Source organism: Clostridium aciditolerans (assembly GCF_016316925.1).
In the GTDB taxonomy this organism is placed as follows: Bacteria; Bacillota; Clostridia; order Clostridiales; family Clostridiaceae; genus Clostridium_AM; species Clostridium_AM aciditolerans.
Map to the genome: position 1 here is coordinate 201,004 of NZ_JAEEGB010000015.1, position 17,296 is coordinate 218,299.

Consider the following 17,296-nt stretch of genomic DNA (forward strand, 5'->3'; position numbering starts at 1 on the left):
ATCTCTACCTCCAAATTTTTTATTCTATATTATACATTTTACAACAATTTTTCCTATTATGAAATAAACATTACTTAATAATCATTACACAAATCATATAAAAAAACGCTGTATTAGCTTTAAAACTAATACAGCATATAAATTTCATATTAACACAATTTATTTTTTATTTAAGAATTCATCAATAGCATTAGCAGCTTTTTTACCTGCTCCCATTGCAAGTATAACTGTAGCAGCTCCTGTTACAGCATCTCCTCCAGCATATACTCCTGATCTTGATGTAAGTCCAGTTTCTTCTTCTGCCACTATACACTTATGTTTATTTATTTCTAAGCCCTTTGTAGTTGAAGATATCAATGGATTTGGTGATGTTCCAAGTGACATTATCACAGTGTCAACATCTAATATGAACTCTGAGCCTTCTACAACAACAGGCTTTCTTCTTCCTGATGCATCTGGTTCACCTAATTCCATTTTTACGCACTTCATACCTTTAACCCATCCATTTTCATCACCTATGATTTCTGTAGGGTTTGTAAGGATGTCTAGTATTACTCCTTCTTCCTTTGCATGATGTACTTCTTCTACTCTAGCTGGAAGTTCTGCTTCTGATCTTCTATAAACTATATGAACTTCTGCTCCAAGTCTTAATGCAGTTCTAGCAGCATCCATAGCAACGTTTCCGCCACCAACTACAGCTACCTTTTGACCTACTCTTATAGGTGTATCATAATCTTCTTTGAATGCTTTCATTAGATTGTTTCTTGTTAGGAATTCATTAGCTGAGAATACTCCATTTAAGTTTTCTCCTGGTATTCCCATAAACTTAGGAAGTCCTGCACCTGATCCAATAAATACTGCATCAAAGCCTTCTTCCTCTACAAGTTGATCTATTGTAACAGTTCTGCCAACTATAACGTTAGTCTCTATCTTAACGCCTAACTTCTTAACATTCTCAACTTCGTGTTTAACAACTGTTTCTTTAGGAAGTCTGAATTCTGGAATTCCATAAACTAAAACTCCACCTGCTTCATGTAATGCTTCAAATATAGTTACTTCATATCCTAACTTAGCAAGGTCTCCTGCACAAGTAAGTCCTGCAGGACCACTTCCTATTACAGCAACTTTTTTGCCGTTATTAGGCTTTCTATCTGAAAGATCTATATTGTTTTCTCTTGACCAATCAGCAACAAATCTTTCAAGTTTACCTATAGCTACAGCATCTCCCTTTATACCAAGTACACATTTTCCTTCACATTGAGATTCCTGTGGACATACTCTTCCGCACACTGCTGGAAGTGCACTTGATTTAGCTATAATTTTAGCAGCTTCTTCGAAGTTTCCTTCCTTAACCTTTGATATAAACTCTGGGATGCTTATTGATACAGGACAGTCTCCTACACATTTAGGATTTTTACAATTTAAGCATCTTGATGCTTCTTCCATTGCCTCTTCGTTGGTGTATCCTAAACAAACTTCAGCAAAATTAGTACTTCTTTCTTTTGCATCTTGTTCTCTTATTGGTATCCTTTTCATTCTGTCCATTATTTGTCACCTCCGCATCCACAGCCTTTTCCATGATGAGTGTCGCCTTCTACTTCTCTTAAAATTTTTCTTCCTTCTTCACTCTTATACATAGCTTGTCTTCTCATTGCTTCATCAAAATTTACTAGATGTCCGTCAAATTCTGGGCCATCAACACAAGCAAATTTTACTTCGTCGCCAATTGTTACTCTACAAGCACCACACATTCCTGTTCCATCAACCATTATTGGATTTAAGCTTACTACAGTCTTAATTCCATACTCTTTTGTAAGCTTAGCAACAAATTTCATCATGATCATTGGTCCTATAGCTACCACGTGATCGTATTTCTTACCCTCATTATCTATAAGTTCTTTTAATAGGTTTGTAACAAGTCCCTTATATCCATAGCTTCCATCATCTGTAGCAACATATAAATGTTTACATACAGCCATCATTTCTTTTTCAAGTAATAAATATTCTTTTGATTTAGATCCAACGATAACGTCTACATCGATTCCATTTTCATGCAGCCATTTAACTTGTGGATACACTGGTGCTGTACCTACACCGCCAGCTATAAAAATTATATTCTTTTTCTTTAATTCTTCTATATCTTCATGAACAAGGTCTGACGCTTGTCCTAATGGTCCTACAAAATCTGCAAAATCTTGACCTTTTTCATATTCAGCCATTCTCTTAGTAGAATCACCAAGTGTTTGGAATACTATAGTTACAGTTCCCTTTTCTGCATCATAGTCGCAGATTGTTAAAGGTACTCTCTCTCCTCTTTCATCCATCTTTACTATAACAAATTGTCCAGGATAACATGATTTCGCAACTCTTGGAGCTTCTACATCCATTAGATAAATGTTTGGCGCCAGTAATCTTTTGTCTACAATTTTGTACATTTCTATTCCCCTCCGTAAAATAAGTTTAATATATTAATCGCACTCTCATCCCCACTTCATTATAACATATTAAATTTATTTTTGTATAACTAATCGATAATTTGTATAAATTTATATAAAAATCTATATAAAAATCTAAAATTGAGGGAATATAATGTATTAAATTTATAATTTTTTCAAGAAAAAATCTAAGCCCATTCTGCATCTTTAAAGTCTATTGTTTCTCTAAAAATAATTCTTGGAGTCCCTAAATACCTAGCTATTTCCGTGGCAATTTCTTCACCACTATCTTCTATAACTTGTTTTGAAATAAATACTATATCATAATTTGATTTTTTTATTTTTGCAGCTAATATACTTAATATAGATACTTCTCCTGCTCCAGCTAAACTTTTATCTGATATGAGTATACCTTCATCTGCACCCATAGCTATTGCTTCCTCTAATACCGTTTCCGCATGGAGAGTTTCCATACATATTACTGTAACTTTAGCGCCTCTATCTCTTTTCAATTCTAATGCCTTCTCTAGTATGCTTTCACTCTGTGAATTAATTATAGGTAACCCACATCTCCTTATGGCAATTCCAGTTTTTGAATCTATTTTTACTTCCATTGCGTCTGACAACTGCTTCAAACAAACTACTATATTCACTTATATAATCCTCCCCCATGATTTAACTGTCTTCGAATCTATTTTAATTTAAAATAAATTTTTGTTAATATTATAACAAACGTTTACAAAAAATAATTGAAGCATAGACCTCAATTACCATTATATACTCCCAATGTTATATATTTCAATATCGAATTTACAAATATGCAGAAAATTAGCGTATACTTATGCTAATTTCTGATATTTATAAATTAAAATTTTATATTTTTTTTATTTATTCTATGTCATTTAGTAAACAACTAAGTGTAAGTAAACTATCACTTAGGTGTACGTTTTCAACCTTAACGGTTTCTGGAACAACTAAGTCAATCGGGGCAAAGTTCCATATTCCTTTAACGCCATTTTTAACAAAAGTTTCACAAATTTTTTGAGCATTATTATTTGGAACACATATTATTCCTATATCTGTTGGATTTTCTTTTAAATAATCACCTAGATAATCTATATCCTGTATTTCTATATCTCTTATTTTTAGTCCCATAAGCTTAGGATTTATATCAAAAATCCCGTCTAGCGTAAAACCTAATTTTTCAAATTGCGAATAGTTTGCTATTGCTTGACCTATATTTCCAGCTCCTACTATTACTGTTTTATATTCTTTAGTAAGTCCCAATATTCCACTTATTTGGTTATATAATTCACCAACATTATAGCCATAACCTTGTTGTCCGAAATCTCCAAAACAATTTAAGTCCTGTCTTATTTGCGATGCTGTAAAGCCTATTTTTTCACTTAACTCTTTTGAAGATATTCTATCTACATCATTTCTCATTAATTCTGCTAGATATCTATGATACTTAGGTAATCTTTTTATTACAGCCATTGATATATTTTTTTTCTTATCCATTCTGCACCTCCACTTGTATACCACAAATTAATATAATCCCTAAACACATTGTTTATATTTTATCATTTAACTATTACTTCATCCCACTTTTTATAGTATTATTTAATTATATAATATGTCAATAGTATATTTTTTATTTATTACTATCTATTATTGTCTTTTTCTCATTTTTTTTGCTACCAAATCCTTTAATATAAATTTTAAATTAGTAAGTAATTCTTACGCAAAGCTATTATATTTAATTATTATGTTAAATTATCAAAATTAATCTACAAAAAAATCTTCAACCATAGTAAAATATTAATGGTTAAGGAAGGTGAACTTATGGTAGTTTTAAGTTGTAAAGATATTAACAAAGGATTTGGAGTAGATGTTATACTTGAAAATGTTACTTTCAACATAAATGAGGGTGAAAGAGTTGGATTAATAGGCCCAAACGGTGCAGGAAAGTCTACACTTTTCAAAATTATCACTAATCAAATTGATTACGATAATGGAGAATTATTTATAGATAAAAATAAAACTTTAGGATATTTATCTCAACACCTTTCATTAGATTTTTCAAACACTATATATGATGAGCTTCTTACTGTTTTCGAAGATTTAATAAATTTAGAAAATAAATTAGAGAAGCTTGAGTTATTAATGAATGAACCTTATGACTCTAGCAAAGAAGAGTATCATAATAAGATAATTAAAGATTATACCACCTCCTCAGAGCTTTATCAAAACAGAGGTGGATATACTTACAAAGCCGAAATAAGTAGAGTATTAAAAGGTCTCGGATTTACAGAACAGGACTATAACAAGTCTATAGAAGTCTTAAGCGGAGGACAAAAAACTAGAGTTGCTCTTTGTAAACTTCTTTTAATAAAACCTGATATCTTATTATTAGATGAGCCTACAAATCACCTTGATTTAGATGCTATTGAATGGTTAGAGGAATACTTAAATGCATACAAAGGAACTATAATCATAATATCTCATGATAGATACTTTTTAGATGCCATAACAAATAAAACTTTCGAATTAATACACGGACATGTCAACTGTTATAATGGTAATTATACTTCTTATATTGATTTAAAACAGAAAAATTATGAAGTACAATTAAAAGCATATACTGTTCAGCAAGCAGATATTAAAAGGCAAGAAGAGATAATTGAAAGATATAGGTCTTTCAACCGTGAAAAAAGTGTAAAAGCTGCAGAGAGCAGACAAAAAGCTCTAGATAAAATTGAAAGAATAAAAGCCCCCGATAAAGAAGAAAAATTAGGCAATGTAACCTTTGAAACTCAAATTAAAAGCGGTAACGATGTGTTGCATGTGGAAAATTTAAATAAAAGCTTCGGAGATAAAACTTTATTCTATGATCTCAACTTTGATATTAAAAAGGGTGAAAAAGTAGCTCTTATAGGAGAAAATGGCAGAGGTAAAACCACGCTATTTAAAATAATCATGGATGAAATTTCTCCAGATAAAGGTGTGTCATACCTTGGTAAAAATGTTTTTATAGGTTATTATGAGCAAGAGCAAGCTAATATAAATCCTGAGAATACTGTTATAGATGAGGTATGGAATGATTTCCCTGAACTAACTACAACTGAAATCAGAAATGCTTTAGCAGCTTTTCTTTTTAGAGGCGATGACGTTTTTAAAAGTGTATCTTCCTTAAGTGGAGGAGAGAAATGTAGAATCAATATATTAAAGCTTATGCTTTCTAAATCCAACTTTCTATTATTAGATGAACCAACAAACCATCTTGATATAGTCTCTCGCGAAGCCTTAGAGGATGCCATTATGGGATACGATGGTACTGTTCTCGTAATATCCCACGATAGATATTTTTTAAATAAGGTTATAGGCAAAATATATGAATTAAATGAAGATGGAGTTAGAGAATATTTAGGTAACTATAGTTACTATATAGAGAAAAAGAAGAATCCATTAAGGTTTCAATTGGAAGAAGAGAGTATTGGGAAAACAAAAACACAAATACAAAATGAAAAAAAGAAAAAAAGAGAAGCGGAAAAAGCAGAAAAAGAAAAAAAATTAAGAGTTAAAAATATAGAGACTGAGATTTCAAACCTAGAAAAATATATAGTAGAGTTACAAAATCAACTTTGTCTTGAAGATGTCTATTCAAATCCGGAAAAAAGCGAAAATATAAATAAACAACTATTAGACTCTCAAAATGATCTAGATGATTTATATGAAGAGTGGGAAGGCTTATTATAAATCAAAAAACAGCTGATATCGTCAGCTGTTTTTTATTTTAAAGCTGTTTGATCTAGTCAACGTAATGCACTTATTTACTAGTTTGCAATGTCTTACCACAATAAGGACAAAACGAGAACCCCTGAGAAATTTCATCAAATTTCTGCCCACAAAATGGGCAAAATAAAAATCTAATTACTGATAGGCTCGATTTCTTATCTAGCGAAACATCTTCTTGTTTCCTATTGCTTTTATTAACTAATCTTTTGATTATTGTATCTACACTATTTCTTCTGACTTTAATATTATCACAATTTTTAGTGACCTTATCTAAAGTTTCAGATAGCCTGTCTTTATTTACTGGAGTATTAATAACTTCATCTACTTTATTTTCAATAAAATCCTCCAATTTTATTGAATCACATGATGAAAGTAAACATATTATTTGGGAGTTCTCAGATTTAATTTTACTTATGAGTTTATCTCCTGTTGTGTTTTTCATAATTAAATTAGCTATAAGTATATCTGGCTGAAACTTTCTTGTTTCAATTATAGCATCATATTCACTGGCAATTTTAACGCTATACCCAATGTCACTTAAGCAATCTTTCATAACTATACTCTCAAATTTACAATCATTAATAACGAGTATTTTTTTCATGGTTTCACCACCATTTAACAATCTACTTCAATATGATTTTACCCTATAAATTCCTGTTTTTCAACCAATTTTGAGTATATTTAGTTAATATGAGCACATTATCAGAGATATTATTAACTAATTTTTGATAGCCTGATTACAAATACAAAGCAAATTCTAAAGTTAAATATTTTTAAATCTATTTTCTATATTTATTTATTTTTTCTTCCATTGTTATTCCCTGTGCTTTGTAATCTATTTTTACAACTGAGGCAACTCTTTCAGCTCCATTATTTATACATATTTCTTGAGCCTTTTTTACTATTTCCAAAAGTTCATCTAATTCGCCTTCCATTGTTGTTTCCATTGGCCCAACTTCATATTTTATCCCACAAGAATCTATATATTCTATAACCCTATCCACTACGTGATATAAATTTTTTTCAGGAACCACAGGTAAAACCTGTAAACTAACATTTGCAATTGCCATATTCTAAATCCTCCTTATTTTTTTATATTTTATCTCTTAAGAACTCTCCAAGCTTACTGTCTATTTCCGAAAGATGCGTAACAAATCCTTCTGATAAAAATTCATTAATTTCCACTAATTTAGTAATTGAAATGTGATTAGACCTAATCGTACTATCTAATAAATGAAGCTTACGTATAAATATATTATGTTTTTCTTTATGTGTTTCATAATCTGGATAAACATATTGGAGCATATATTCTTCTTCTTGTTTAAAATTCTCCTCAAGATATACCCTCAACAAATTAAATAATTCATTAATCTCTTCAACAGATTTTCCTTCATTGCAGGCATCTTGAAATTTTCCAACTGTCTCAAAAATCATTCTATGTTGTTCATCAATTCTATCAATGCTTACTAATAATCTATCCGTAAACAAATGCACCATAACTGTATTCTTCCTCCTACTTGAAAAGCTCCTTATATAAAATATTTTACAGAAAAATAACTAAATTCCAAGTAATTCTTTCAACTTTTTCACATTATTTCGACTTATCGGCACTTCTGATTCTTCCATGTCATTCATCACAAGTTTATAGGTACCATTAAACCATGAATATAATTCTTTAATATTATCTATATTAACAAGATAACTTCTATGAGCTCTAAAAAAGTTTGTCTTTTCTTCTATTTGATGTAAGGTACACCCCACTAAAAAACTTTCATCTTTAGTTTTAACATAGGTTTTCTCACCTTCTATATAACAAAAATAAACATCCTTCAAATCAACTAATATAATTTTCCCTCTTCTTTCACAGGGTATCTTTTTTACTAGCTTTTCACCTTTATCAATCTTATTTATTATTTCATTTATAATATCAGGAAGTCTCTCTTCTGTGCTTATGATTTTTCGTTTGCTAACTAGTCTCTCAATAGTATTATTAATTCTTTTTTCATCAAAAGGTTTTAATATGTAATCTAATGCATTTACTTCAAATGCCTCTATAGCATGATCCTCATAGGCAGTGACAAATATTATATCTATAGAATTGTCAAAGTTCTTTACCTGCTTAGCTAACTCAATGCCATTTTGAAGAGGCATATTTATGTCCATAAATACTACATCAGGATGTACATCTTTTATCGCTTCCAAGCCATCTTTACCATCATAAGCTACTTTTTTAACATGTATATATTTATATTGAGATAGTAAATATTTTAATTCTTCTGCTGCTGGTATTTCATCCTCTACAATAATGCATATTAATTTATCCATTAAAAGTCTATACCTCCTTTGGTATCAAAAAACTAACTTTCGTACCATAATTCAATTTAGTATTTATATTTAACTCATGACCTTCCCCATACAATAACTTTAATCTTTCATTTACATTTTTTAATCCTATACCAGGCCACATAGTAGTAACTTCTGCAAGCTTTTCCTTTTCCATTCCCAGTCCCGTATCCTCTATTGAGAATATTACTTCACCTTTAATATAAGATGCTTTAACGAGCACACTCCCACCTTCTGGTTTAGGCAATATTCCATGTTTTATTGAGTTTTCTATAATAGGCTGGAGTATAAATACTGGCATCTTTATATTCATCATATCTTCTGGTATATCAATTATAAGTTTCAATCTTTCTCCAAACCTTGCCTTTTCAATAGATAAATATGATTGCAAAAACTCAATTTCGTCTTTTAAAAGAACAAAATCTTCTGCCCTCTTAAGAGTTTGTCTAAAATAATTTGAAAGATCAATAATAAGCTCTCTAGCTCTTACAGGGTTTGTTCTACAAAATGATGCAATAGTATTTAAAGCATTAAATAGGAAGTGTGGCTCAATTTGTGCTCTCAGAGCCTTAAATTCTGCTACAGATGCTTCCTCAGCTAACTTATTTAACTTATGCAATTCTATCTGCGTAGACAGCAAGTCACTTAGCTCTTTTACGAATTCCCAAAAGTATGAATCAATACTTTTTTCCGACTTTACCTTTAACCCAAGTACTCCTTCAAACCCTACGTTGGATACTAAAAAAGGTGCACACACAAAAAATACTTGCTTATTATTACTTATAAATTTAACAACTGAATAGTCTGGGCATTCATAATAGGCTTCTAAGTTGTGTTTCAATTCATCTTTACTTATTTTTTCACCACAATAAGTTAAAAGACCTTTTTTATCACCTATAAAAACACCTTTTATATTAGATATTTCATATATAATTTCAGCTACACTTTTAGCAGTTTCTTCACTTAGTCCTTTTCTCATGTGTCCCATTGTTCTCTTAGCTATATTTAATACTTCCTGAGCTTTTATTGCACCAATCCTGTTATATTCATTTCTAGCATTCTGTATTATATTTATGAATATAATTACTCCAAAGGAATTAATAAGTATCATAGGCAGTGCTATGAACTTTACCAATTCTACCACATCTTCTAAAGGCCTTGAAAAAATTAATAGTATTAGCATCTGAAGGCTTTCTGCTACTACAGCTCCTAAAAAAGCACTTTTAGCACTAAATGCTCCATCTTTAGAATATTTTCTGGCTAAAGCCCCCACAATTCCTTCTACTACTGTTGCAATACCACAAGCTAGTCCAGTAAAACCACCCAGTAAAAATCGATGAGTTCCTGCAATTAATCCTACAGCAACACCAACTACAGGTCCACCTACATATCCCCCTACTATAGCTCCAATAGGCCTCGTATTAGCTATGGCATAGGGCTCCAAGTTTACACCTGTATAAGTTCCTATGATAGATAGAACACTAAAAAATATAATCATTCCAATTTTGTCTCTGACTTTTAACTCATCCTTAATTAAATTTTTAAAAATATGGGATTGGTTGTATATATACGCCGCCAGTGCAATCAAAGCCATACGTTCTAATAGTTGTATATATATCATTTTACCCCTCCTCCTAACATATATATTATATATCAAAATAAAAATATTTGTATATTTTTATCATAATAATGTGAATTTGGTGTCAATATTTTGTCAGTTAGGGTTTAATTCTTGCTGTTCATTGTCGTTTTTTATCCTTTCAGCGCATTTATATATTTTAATTTCATGGTAAATATTATTATTATGTATGTAATCGATTTAATAAAATTTAAAACTACCAATCAACTTATTATTTATTAACAATTTATTTATGTTAAAAAGTTAGCATAACTTAGAAGGAGGATTTATAAACATGAACTCTATCGTTTTAGTTATTATTGCTGCCCTTGTATTAACTTTAGGTTATAGAATTTACGGTGCATTCATAGCAGCAAAAGTTTTAGCTCTTGATGAAAGTAAGGAGGTTCCTTCAAAAGTTCACGAAGATGGACGAGACTACGTTCCTACTAACAAGTGGGTGCTATTGGGTCATCACTTTGCAGCAATTGCAGGTGCAGGACCACTTATAGGGCCTGTTCTTGCAGCACAATTTGGTTATCTGCCAGGCACTCTTTGGATTTTAATTGGTGGTGTAGTTGCCGGTGCTGTACATGATATGATACTGCTATTTGCTTCTGTCAGACATGACGGACAATCTATTGCTGAAATTGCAAAGGCAAATTTAGGCGGTAGAATGGGGCTTGTTACTTCTATAGCCGTTATATTTATACTAATTATAACGATGGCTGGTCTTGGAATACCAGTTGTTAACTCACTTTATAACAGTCCTTGGGGTACTTTCACTGTTGGATTCACTATCCCCGTTGCTATGCTTATAGGTTTATATCTTAAATTTATAAGACCAGGAAAAATTGGTGAAGCTACTATAATAGGGATGTCTCTTATTTTAGTAGGTGTAATAGCTGGACCATATATTCAACATACAGCTTTAGCTCCTTATTTAACTTTTAGCGCTAAACAGATGTCACTTATACTTGCTATTTATGGTTTTTGCGCAGCGGCTTTACCGGTTTGGCTATTATTATTACCAAGAGATTATTTAAGTACCTATATGAAATTAGGAGTAATTGGTGGTCTCGCAGTAGGAATAATAATTGTTAGACCAGTTGTTCAAATGCCTGCTATAACTCAATTTGTCCATGGTGGCGGACCAATAATCCCAGGTAAGGTGTTTCCGTTCTTATTCATAACAATTGCCTGCGGTGCTTTATCAGGTTTTCATGCATTAATAAGTTCAGGTACAACACCTAAACTTATAGCTAATGAAAAAGATATTCTACCAATAGGCTATGGCTCAATGGTATTAGAATCATTTATAGCTTTAATGGCATTAATAGCTGCTACTTGTCTACCAACAGCTGACTACTTTGCTATAAATTCAGCTCCTGCAGTATTCGCTAAACTTCATATGATTCCAAAAGAACTTCCAATGCTTTCACAAATGGTTGGAGAAGAACTTGCTGGAAGACCAGGTGGATCCGTATCATTAGCTGTAGGTATGTCCTATGTATTTTATAAAATTCCAGGATTTAAAGGCTTAATGGCTTATTGGTATCATTTCTGTATAATGTTCGAAGCACTCTTTATTTTAACTACAATAGATGCTGGTACAAGAATAGGAAGATACTTACTTCAAGATTTGTTTGGACAAGCTTATAAACCATTTGCAAAAAAAGATTCTTGGTTTAATATAATATTCTTTAGTGCACTTATGTCTTGTACTTGGGGGTACCTACTATATACAGGAAATATATCAACAATATGGCCACTATTTGGTACTGCAAACCAAACTCTTGCAACTATAGCCTTTGCAATTGGTACAACAGTTATAATTAGAATGGGTAAACAAAAATATGCTCTTATAACTATAATCCCAATGATTTTTGTAGCTATAACGACTTTAACCGCTATACTAATTAATATATTCTCAAACTACTTACCACACCATCAGATATTATTAGCAGCACTTTCATCCCTTCTCATCATCATGCTTGTGGTTATAGTATTTGAAAGCGTTAAAGTTTGGAAAAAATATTGGAATGATTCAAGCAACAAAGACTATGCAACAAAAAAAGCCATTTAAAAAATAATAATTTATGATATTAGACAAGTGTAGTTATAATAACTACACTTGTCCTTTTATTTTGTTATTCACCCCCTATAAATTACTTATCACCCTTATATTTTTACCATTCAGTTGATAAATATAGAATTGTCGCAATTCGCATAATATTATTAAAATATATTAAGTAAAGCTTTACTTAATATAAAAAGCAATAATATAAATTTATAAGGGGGTTTTTTAATGAACTCAATAGTACTTGTTATCATTGCTGCACTTGTATTAATTTTAGCTTACAGATTTTATGGCGCTTTTATAGCAGCAAAAGTTTTAGTCATTGATGAAACTAGAGAAGTTCCATCAAAAGTCCATGAAGATGGACATGACTATGTGCCTACTAACAAGTGGGTATTAATGGGACATCACTTTGCAGCCATTGCAGGTGCTGGACCACTTATAGGACCTGTTCTTGCAGCTCAATACGGCTATTTACCTGGTACTCTTTGGATTCTAATCGGAGGGGTATTTGCAGGCGCCGTACATGACATGGTATTGCTCTTTGCTTCTGTTAGACATGACGGACAATCTATTGCCGAAATTGCTAGAACAAATCTTGGAACTAGAATGGGATTCGTTACTTCTATAGCTGTGTTATTTATATTAATAATCGCTATGGCTGGACTTGGATTGCCAGTTGTTAGTTCACTTTATAACAGTCCATGGGGAACTTTTACAGTTGGATTTACTATACCAGTTGCTATATTAATTGGTTTATATTTAAAATTCTTAAGACCTGGTAAGATAGGTGAAGCTACTGTAATTGGTATGGCTCTTATAATAGTAGGTGTTGTGCTCGGACCAACTATCCAGCATACAGCATTAGCTCCTTATTTAACATTTAATGCAAAACAAATGTCACTTATACTTGCTATTTATGGATTCTGTGCAGCTGCGCTTCCAGTATGGCTTTTATTACTTCCAAGAGACTACTTAAGTACGTACATGAAGCTTGGTGTCATAGGTGCCCTTGCAGTTGGTATAATAATAGTTAGACCAACTGTACAAATGCCAGCTATCACCCAATTTATACACGGTGGTGGCCCTATAATTCCAGGTAAAGTATTCCCATTCCTATTTATCACCATAGCTTGTGGTGCTCTATCCGGATTCCACGCACTTGTAAGCTCAGGTACGACCCCTAAACTTATAGCTAGTGAAAAAGACATACTTCCTATAGGCTTCGGTGCTATGCTTTTAGAGTGCTTTGTTGCTATAATGGCATTAATAGCTGCTACTTGCCTTCCAACTGCAGATTACTTTGCTATAAACTCAGCTCCCGCAGTATTTGCTAAACTTCATATGATTCCAAAAGAACTTCCAATGCTTTCACAAATGGTGGGCGAAAACTTGGCGGGAAGACCTGGTGGTTCTGTATCACTTGCGGTAGGTATGTCTTACGTATTTTATAAAATACCTGGACTTGAACATTTAATGTCTTACTGGTATCACTTCTGCATAATGTTCGAAGCATTATTTATCTTAACTACAATAGATGCTGGTACAAGAATAGGCAGATATCTACTTCAAGACCTATGTGGAAAATTCCACAAACCTTTTGAAGATAAGGATTCTTGGTTCAATATGATATTCTTTAGTGCTGTAATATCATTTAGCTGGGGCTATCTATTATACACAGGTAATGTATCTACAATATGGCCTTTATTTGGTACTGCAAATCAGATGTTAGCCGCTATAGCCTTTGCAATAGGTACTACAATAATAATTAAAAAGGGCAAAGCAAAATACGCTCTAATTACAGCTATACCAATGGTAATTATAGCAGTTATAACTTTAGATGCTGCTCTTCAAAATATTTTTGGTAACTACTTACCTCAAGGAAAAATTTTATTAGCAGCTATGTCATTACTCCTTGTTATACTTGTATTAATAATATTAGTTGAAAGCGTGCGCGTATGGATAAAAGACTTGCATAATATAAAACAATCTCCTAACGAAACAGCATAATAAAGTAAATATTAAATCCACACTGTGAATTCTTAGAATATTCACAGTGTGGATTATTTTATTCAAATACGTTCATAGTATCATTGAATATATTTTTATTTTCTTTTATCTTTTCTTCATTTCCTAATACACATATGAAGTTCTCTTTCATAGTATCGGAAATTAAGTCACCAAAGCTTCTTATATCTTCTACTGTTGTTTTTAAAATTTCGTCTCTTTCCTTTTGAATATCTTCATATGTGAGCTTTTTAATATAATTTTCAGCAGCTCTATCGCCCTTCATTGAAGGTGTAAGTGGAAAATCTAAATCTGAGACAGTTCCAATGATATATTTAGTCATCTGCCTGTCATCAGTATTAAAGTTCTTAAAGAATTCTCCTGCACCATCATAAACCTTTAGTGTCTCAGCTAAATTCGGATCACGGTAGGACGTAAAAAACATGTTTCCGTTTCTTTGGAAGGAAGAGAAACTTCCATAAGCTCCACCCTGAACTCTTACTCTATTCCATAGGTAATCATAATTTGCTATAGTCTTTAGTACCTGCATACTTCCACTATATGAATATCCAAGCTTAATGAAATTATATGCCTTAGCAACATATTGTACCTTACCAGATGTCATTAGCCCCTCATTCTTTTGTTCAACTTTAAAGCTATATTCTTCAGCACTAATTCTATTACTATTTAATTTTGTATAAACTAAATTAAAGTTCTTTTTAAATTCATCGTAGTCCTTCTCTTCCAATGTAACACTAACTAATAAATTGTTAGTATTAAAAATAGCTTCAGATACACGTTTCAAGTTATCGCTAATTTCCTGCGCCTTGCTATCAAAATTTTTCTCCAAATCAACTATAAACTTGTAGAATGATAATCCACCTAACATATCCTCATATTTTCCTACTTGGGAGAAATATGAAAGAAGATGGTTTGCAGCAAAGACATGACCTCTATCGAAAATAATCATTTCTAAACGTGATTTAGTTTCTTGTATTATTTCTTTTAAACGTTTATGATCATCAAATTTGGTATAACCTATTATTTCCCCTAATAGTTCCATAAGCTTTGTCATATTGCTCACAATAACTTTAGATTTTATTACAAACTTAGGGTAAATCTTTTCAGCATTCCATTTCTCTGAATATGCCTGTGCTCCATTTCTTATGCCACCTGTATTTATATTTATTTCTTTTGCCAAATCTTCATGACTGAAGTTCTTAGTGCTTACTTTACCCATTATAGTTGTCAAAAGAGATATATAAGGTACAAGTTCTTCCTTTACTCCCTCTGTAGCAAAATACATATTTACATATGAAATGCCATTTGTAAACTCAGGGTGATATAATACCTTAATTCCTTGTTCTTCTTTTTCTTCTAAAGCAATATCTTTAGCTTTAGGGTCAATATCACTTATTGATATTAAAGGAATCTTCATTAGATCCTCTGGCGAATCGGCAGTTACTTGTCTTTCCTTTAATTTAGCGGTATCTTTTACAAGCTTTTCTATCTCACTTTCTGAAAGCTTTGCTTTAAATTCCTGAAGTTTCTTCTTAACTTCCAGTTCCTTTTCCTCTGCTAATCCTTTAGCTGGCTTTACTATAAGAATGGAACTATGGCTATTTTTAAGAATGTAAGTATCTATTATCTTTTCGAAATAGTTAGTTTCTAAAGCTGTTTTTATCTTTTTTAAAGTATCTTCATAAGTTAGGTGAACCCAAGGTTTCTCATCATATAGCCAACTATCCATAGCTTTCATACCATATATTAATCCTTTAGGATATCCATGATAGTCTGCCTCCCTCAACTGAAATTCCTTTATATTAATTGAAGCTTCAATAAGCTTTTTATCGATTCCGTTTTTAACTAAGTCACTTAACGTTTTTATAACTATATCTTTAAATCTTTCTTTCTCACTTTCATTAGAGTTCTTAACAACTATACTAAACATAGGTTGAAGCATGCTAGCTTCAAATACACCGAAAACATCTTTTCCTATATTAGCATCTATAAGTGCCTTTTTAAGCGGCGACGATGGTGTCTCTAACAATAAATGCTCAAGGATATCAAATGCTAGGTATATTTCATCTTCTGTAGCCTTTCCTACAGCAAAGTTCATACTTAGAAATGTCTTATCTTCTTCTTTTTCATTCACTGATATAGGATAATTAATGGACATTTCCTTTTGTTTATCAAAAGGCTTTTGCATAGCTAATCGAGAATCTACATCTATTCTATCAAAATCTTTTAAGTATTCTTCATCAATAAACTTTAATTTTTCATTTATGTCTATATCACCATACAAACAAATGTAGCTGTTTGTTGGATGATAATACTTCTTATGAAAAGCTAAAAACTGTTCCTGGGTTAAGTTTGGTATAACATCTGGATCTCCACCGGATTCAACACCATATTGTGTATCTGGAAAAAGAGATTCTGAAATTTTACGTAAAAGTATAGATTCAGGGGAAGAAAAAACTCCCTTCATTTCATTATAAACGACACCCTTGTATGTGATTTCTGAATCTTTATTCTCCATATCATAGTGCCATCCTTCTTGCATCATGATTTCTGGATACTTATAAATGTTAGGATAAAATACTGCATCTAAATACACATCCATAAGATTTGAAAAATCCTTATCATTAGTGCTTGCTACTGGATACATAGTTTTATCTGGGAAAGTAAAGGCATTTAAAAATGTATTTAAAGAACCTTTTACTAACTCTACAAAAGGCTCCTTCAAAGGAAACTTTCTTGAACCACATAGCACTGAATGTTCCAATATATGAGGTAGTCCTGTACTATCCTCAGGTGGTGTTCTAAAACTTACTGCAAATACCTTATTGTCGTCGTCATTTTTTAAATAGAATAACTTTGCACCACTTTTTTCATGCTCAAATATTATACCTGTTGAATTAATTTCATTAATATCTTTTTTTTCAAGCAACTTAAAACCATGATAGCTTTTATTTAATTCTAATTCCATAGTTTTTATTTCTCCTTTCAATTATA

At 31.6% G+C, this 17,296-nt stretch carries 13 protein-coding genes; 3 read left to right on the forward strand and 10 right to left on the reverse strand.

Going from position 1 to position 17,296, the window contains the following annotated elements; translation table 11 throughout:
- Positions 1 to 159: 159 nt before the first annotated feature.
- From gltA to I6U51_RS14420, 4 genes are all read right to left on the reverse strand, one after another.
- Positions 160 to 1,545 carry an NADPH-dependent glutamate synthase gene (gene gltA, locus I6U51_RS14405; RefSeq protein ID WP_211143293.1) on the reverse strand — a complete coding sequence of 462 codons (1,386 nt, stop codon included), beginning with the start codon at positions 1,543 to 1,545 and terminating at the stop codon, positions 160 to 162.
- Positions 1,545 to 2,435 (reverse strand): sulfide/dihydroorotate dehydrogenase-like FAD/NAD-binding protein, encoded by an 891-nt coding sequence (locus tag I6U51_RS14410; protein WP_211143294.1) that lies wholly within the window; start codon positions 2,433 to 2,435, stop codon positions 1,545 to 1,547. Before I6U51_RS14410 ends, gltA begins: the two co-directional genes overlap by 1 nt.
- A 188-nt stretch (positions 2,436 to 2,623) precedes the next feature.
- Positions 2,624 to 3,088, reverse strand: a complete 465-nt coding sequence (locus tag I6U51_RS14415; protein ID WP_211143295.1) for an adenine nucleotide alpha hydrolase family protein — start codon at positions 3,086 to 3,088, stop codon at positions 2,624 to 2,626.
- Between the two features lie 235 nt (positions 3,089 to 3,323).
- A complete protein-coding gene (locus I6U51_RS14420) occupies positions 3,324 to 3,956 on the reverse strand; it encodes a redox-sensing transcriptional repressor Rex (protein WP_211143296.1) in 633 nt (210 codons plus the stop codon).
- Between the two features lie 324 nt (positions 3,957 to 4,280).
- On the opposite strand from I6U51_RS14420, the gene abc-f reads away from it, so the two are divergent.
- Positions 4,281 to 6,194, forward strand: coding sequence for a ribosomal protection-like ABC-F family protein (abc-f, locus tag I6U51_RS14425; RefSeq protein WP_211143297.1), 1,914 nt, complete (start codon positions 4,281 to 4,283; stop codon positions 6,192 to 6,194).
- A 70-nt stretch (positions 6,195 to 6,264) separates the two neighbouring features.
- Here abc-f and I6U51_RS14430 read toward each other — a convergent pair whose 3' ends face one another.
- From I6U51_RS14430 to I6U51_RS14450, 5 genes are all read right to left on the reverse strand, one after another.
- Entirely contained in the window at positions 6,265 to 6,834 is a 570-nt protein-coding gene (locus I6U51_RS14430; protein ID WP_211143298.1) for a response regulator, read from the reverse strand.
- Between the two features lie 178 nt (positions 6,835 to 7,012).
- Positions 7,013 to 7,303: an MTH1187 family thiamine-binding protein gene (locus I6U51_RS14435; protein ID WP_211143299.1), complete on the reverse strand. Its 291-nt coding sequence runs from the start codon at positions 7,301 to 7,303 to the stop codon at positions 7,013 to 7,015.
- Between the two features lie 22 nt (positions 7,304 to 7,325).
- Entirely contained in the window at positions 7,326 to 7,730 is a 405-nt protein-coding gene (locus tag I6U51_RS14440) for a bacteriohemerythrin (protein ID WP_211143300.1), read from the reverse strand.
- Between the two features lie 60 nt (positions 7,731 to 7,790).
- Positions 7,791 to 8,558: a LytR/AlgR family response regulator transcription factor gene (locus I6U51_RS14445; RefSeq protein ID WP_211143301.1), complete on the reverse strand. Its 768-nt coding sequence runs from the start codon at positions 8,556 to 8,558 to the stop codon at positions 7,791 to 7,793.
- A gap of 7 nt (positions 8,559 to 8,565) precedes the next feature.
- Positions 8,566 to 10,197 (reverse strand): LytS/YhcK type 5TM receptor domain-containing protein, encoded by a 1,632-nt coding sequence (locus I6U51_RS14450; protein ID WP_211143302.1) that lies wholly within the window; start codon positions 10,195 to 10,197, stop codon positions 8,566 to 8,568.
- Between the two features lie 292 nt (positions 10,198 to 10,489).
- On the opposite strand from I6U51_RS14450, the gene I6U51_RS14455 reads away from it, so the two are divergent.
- Together I6U51_RS14455 and I6U51_RS14460 are read left to right on the forward strand one after the other, a co-directional pair.
- Positions 10,490 to 12,280, forward strand: a complete 1,791-nt coding sequence (locus I6U51_RS14455; protein WP_211143303.1) for a carbon starvation CstA family protein — start codon at positions 10,490 to 10,492, stop codon at positions 12,278 to 12,280.
- Between the two features lie 222 nt (positions 12,281 to 12,502).
- Positions 12,503 to 14,284: a carbon starvation CstA family protein gene (locus I6U51_RS14460; RefSeq protein ID WP_211143304.1), complete on the forward strand. Its 1,782-nt coding sequence runs from the start codon at positions 12,503 to 12,505 to the stop codon at positions 14,282 to 14,284.
- 58 nt (positions 14,285 to 14,342) lie between these two features.
- Here I6U51_RS14460 and I6U51_RS14465 read toward each other — a convergent pair whose 3' ends face one another.
- Positions 14,343 to 17,270: an insulinase family protein gene (locus I6U51_RS14465; protein ID WP_211143305.1), complete on the reverse strand. Its 2,928-nt coding sequence runs from the start codon at positions 17,268 to 17,270 to the stop codon at positions 14,343 to 14,345.
- Positions 17,271 to 17,296 lie beyond the last annotated feature (26 nt).

Excerpts from the sequence above, each read along its gene's own strand:
- gltA (WP_211143293.1), bottom strand. The coding sequence starts at position 1,545 with ATGGACAGAATGAAAAGGATACCAATAAGAGAACAAGATGCAAAAGAA.
- I6U51_RS14410 (WP_211143294.1), bottom strand. The coding sequence starts at position 2,435 with ATGTACAAAATTGTAGACAAAAGATTACTGGCGCCAAACATTTATCTA.
- I6U51_RS14420 (WP_211143296.1), bottom strand. The coding sequence starts at position 3,956 with ATGGATAAGAAAAAAAATATATCAATGGCTGTAATAAAAAGATTACCT.
- abc-f (WP_211143297.1), top strand. The coding sequence starts at position 4,281 with ATGGTAGTTTTAAGTTGTAAAGATATTAACAAAGGATTTGGAGTAGAT.
- I6U51_RS14430 (WP_211143298.1), bottom strand. The coding sequence starts at position 6,834 with ATGAAAAAAATACTCGTTATTAATGATTGTAAATTTGAGAGTATAGTT.
- I6U51_RS14435 (WP_211143299.1), bottom strand. The coding sequence starts at position 7,303 with ATGGCAATTGCAAATGTTAGTTTACAGGTTTTACCTGTGGTTCCTGAA.
- I6U51_RS14440 (WP_211143300.1), bottom strand. The coding sequence starts at position 7,730 with ATGGTGCATTTGTTTACGGATAGATTATTAGTAAGCATTGATAGAATT.
- I6U51_RS14445 (WP_211143301.1), bottom strand. The coding sequence starts at position 8,558 with ATGGATAAATTAATATGCATTATTGTAGAGGATGAAATACCAGCAGCA.
- I6U51_RS14450 (WP_211143302.1), bottom strand. The coding sequence starts at position 10,197 with ATGATATATATACAACTATTAGAACGTATGGCTTTGATTGCACTGGCG.
- I6U51_RS14455 (WP_211143303.1), top strand. The coding sequence starts at position 10,490 with ATGAACTCTATCGTTTTAGTTATTATTGCTGCCCTTGTATTAACTTTA.
- I6U51_RS14460 (WP_211143304.1), top strand. The coding sequence starts at position 12,503 with ATGAACTCAATAGTACTTGTTATCATTGCTGCACTTGTATTAATTTTA.
- I6U51_RS14465 (WP_211143305.1), bottom strand. The coding sequence starts at position 17,270 with ATGGAATTAGAATTAAATAAAAGCTATCATGGTTTTAAGTTGCTTGAA.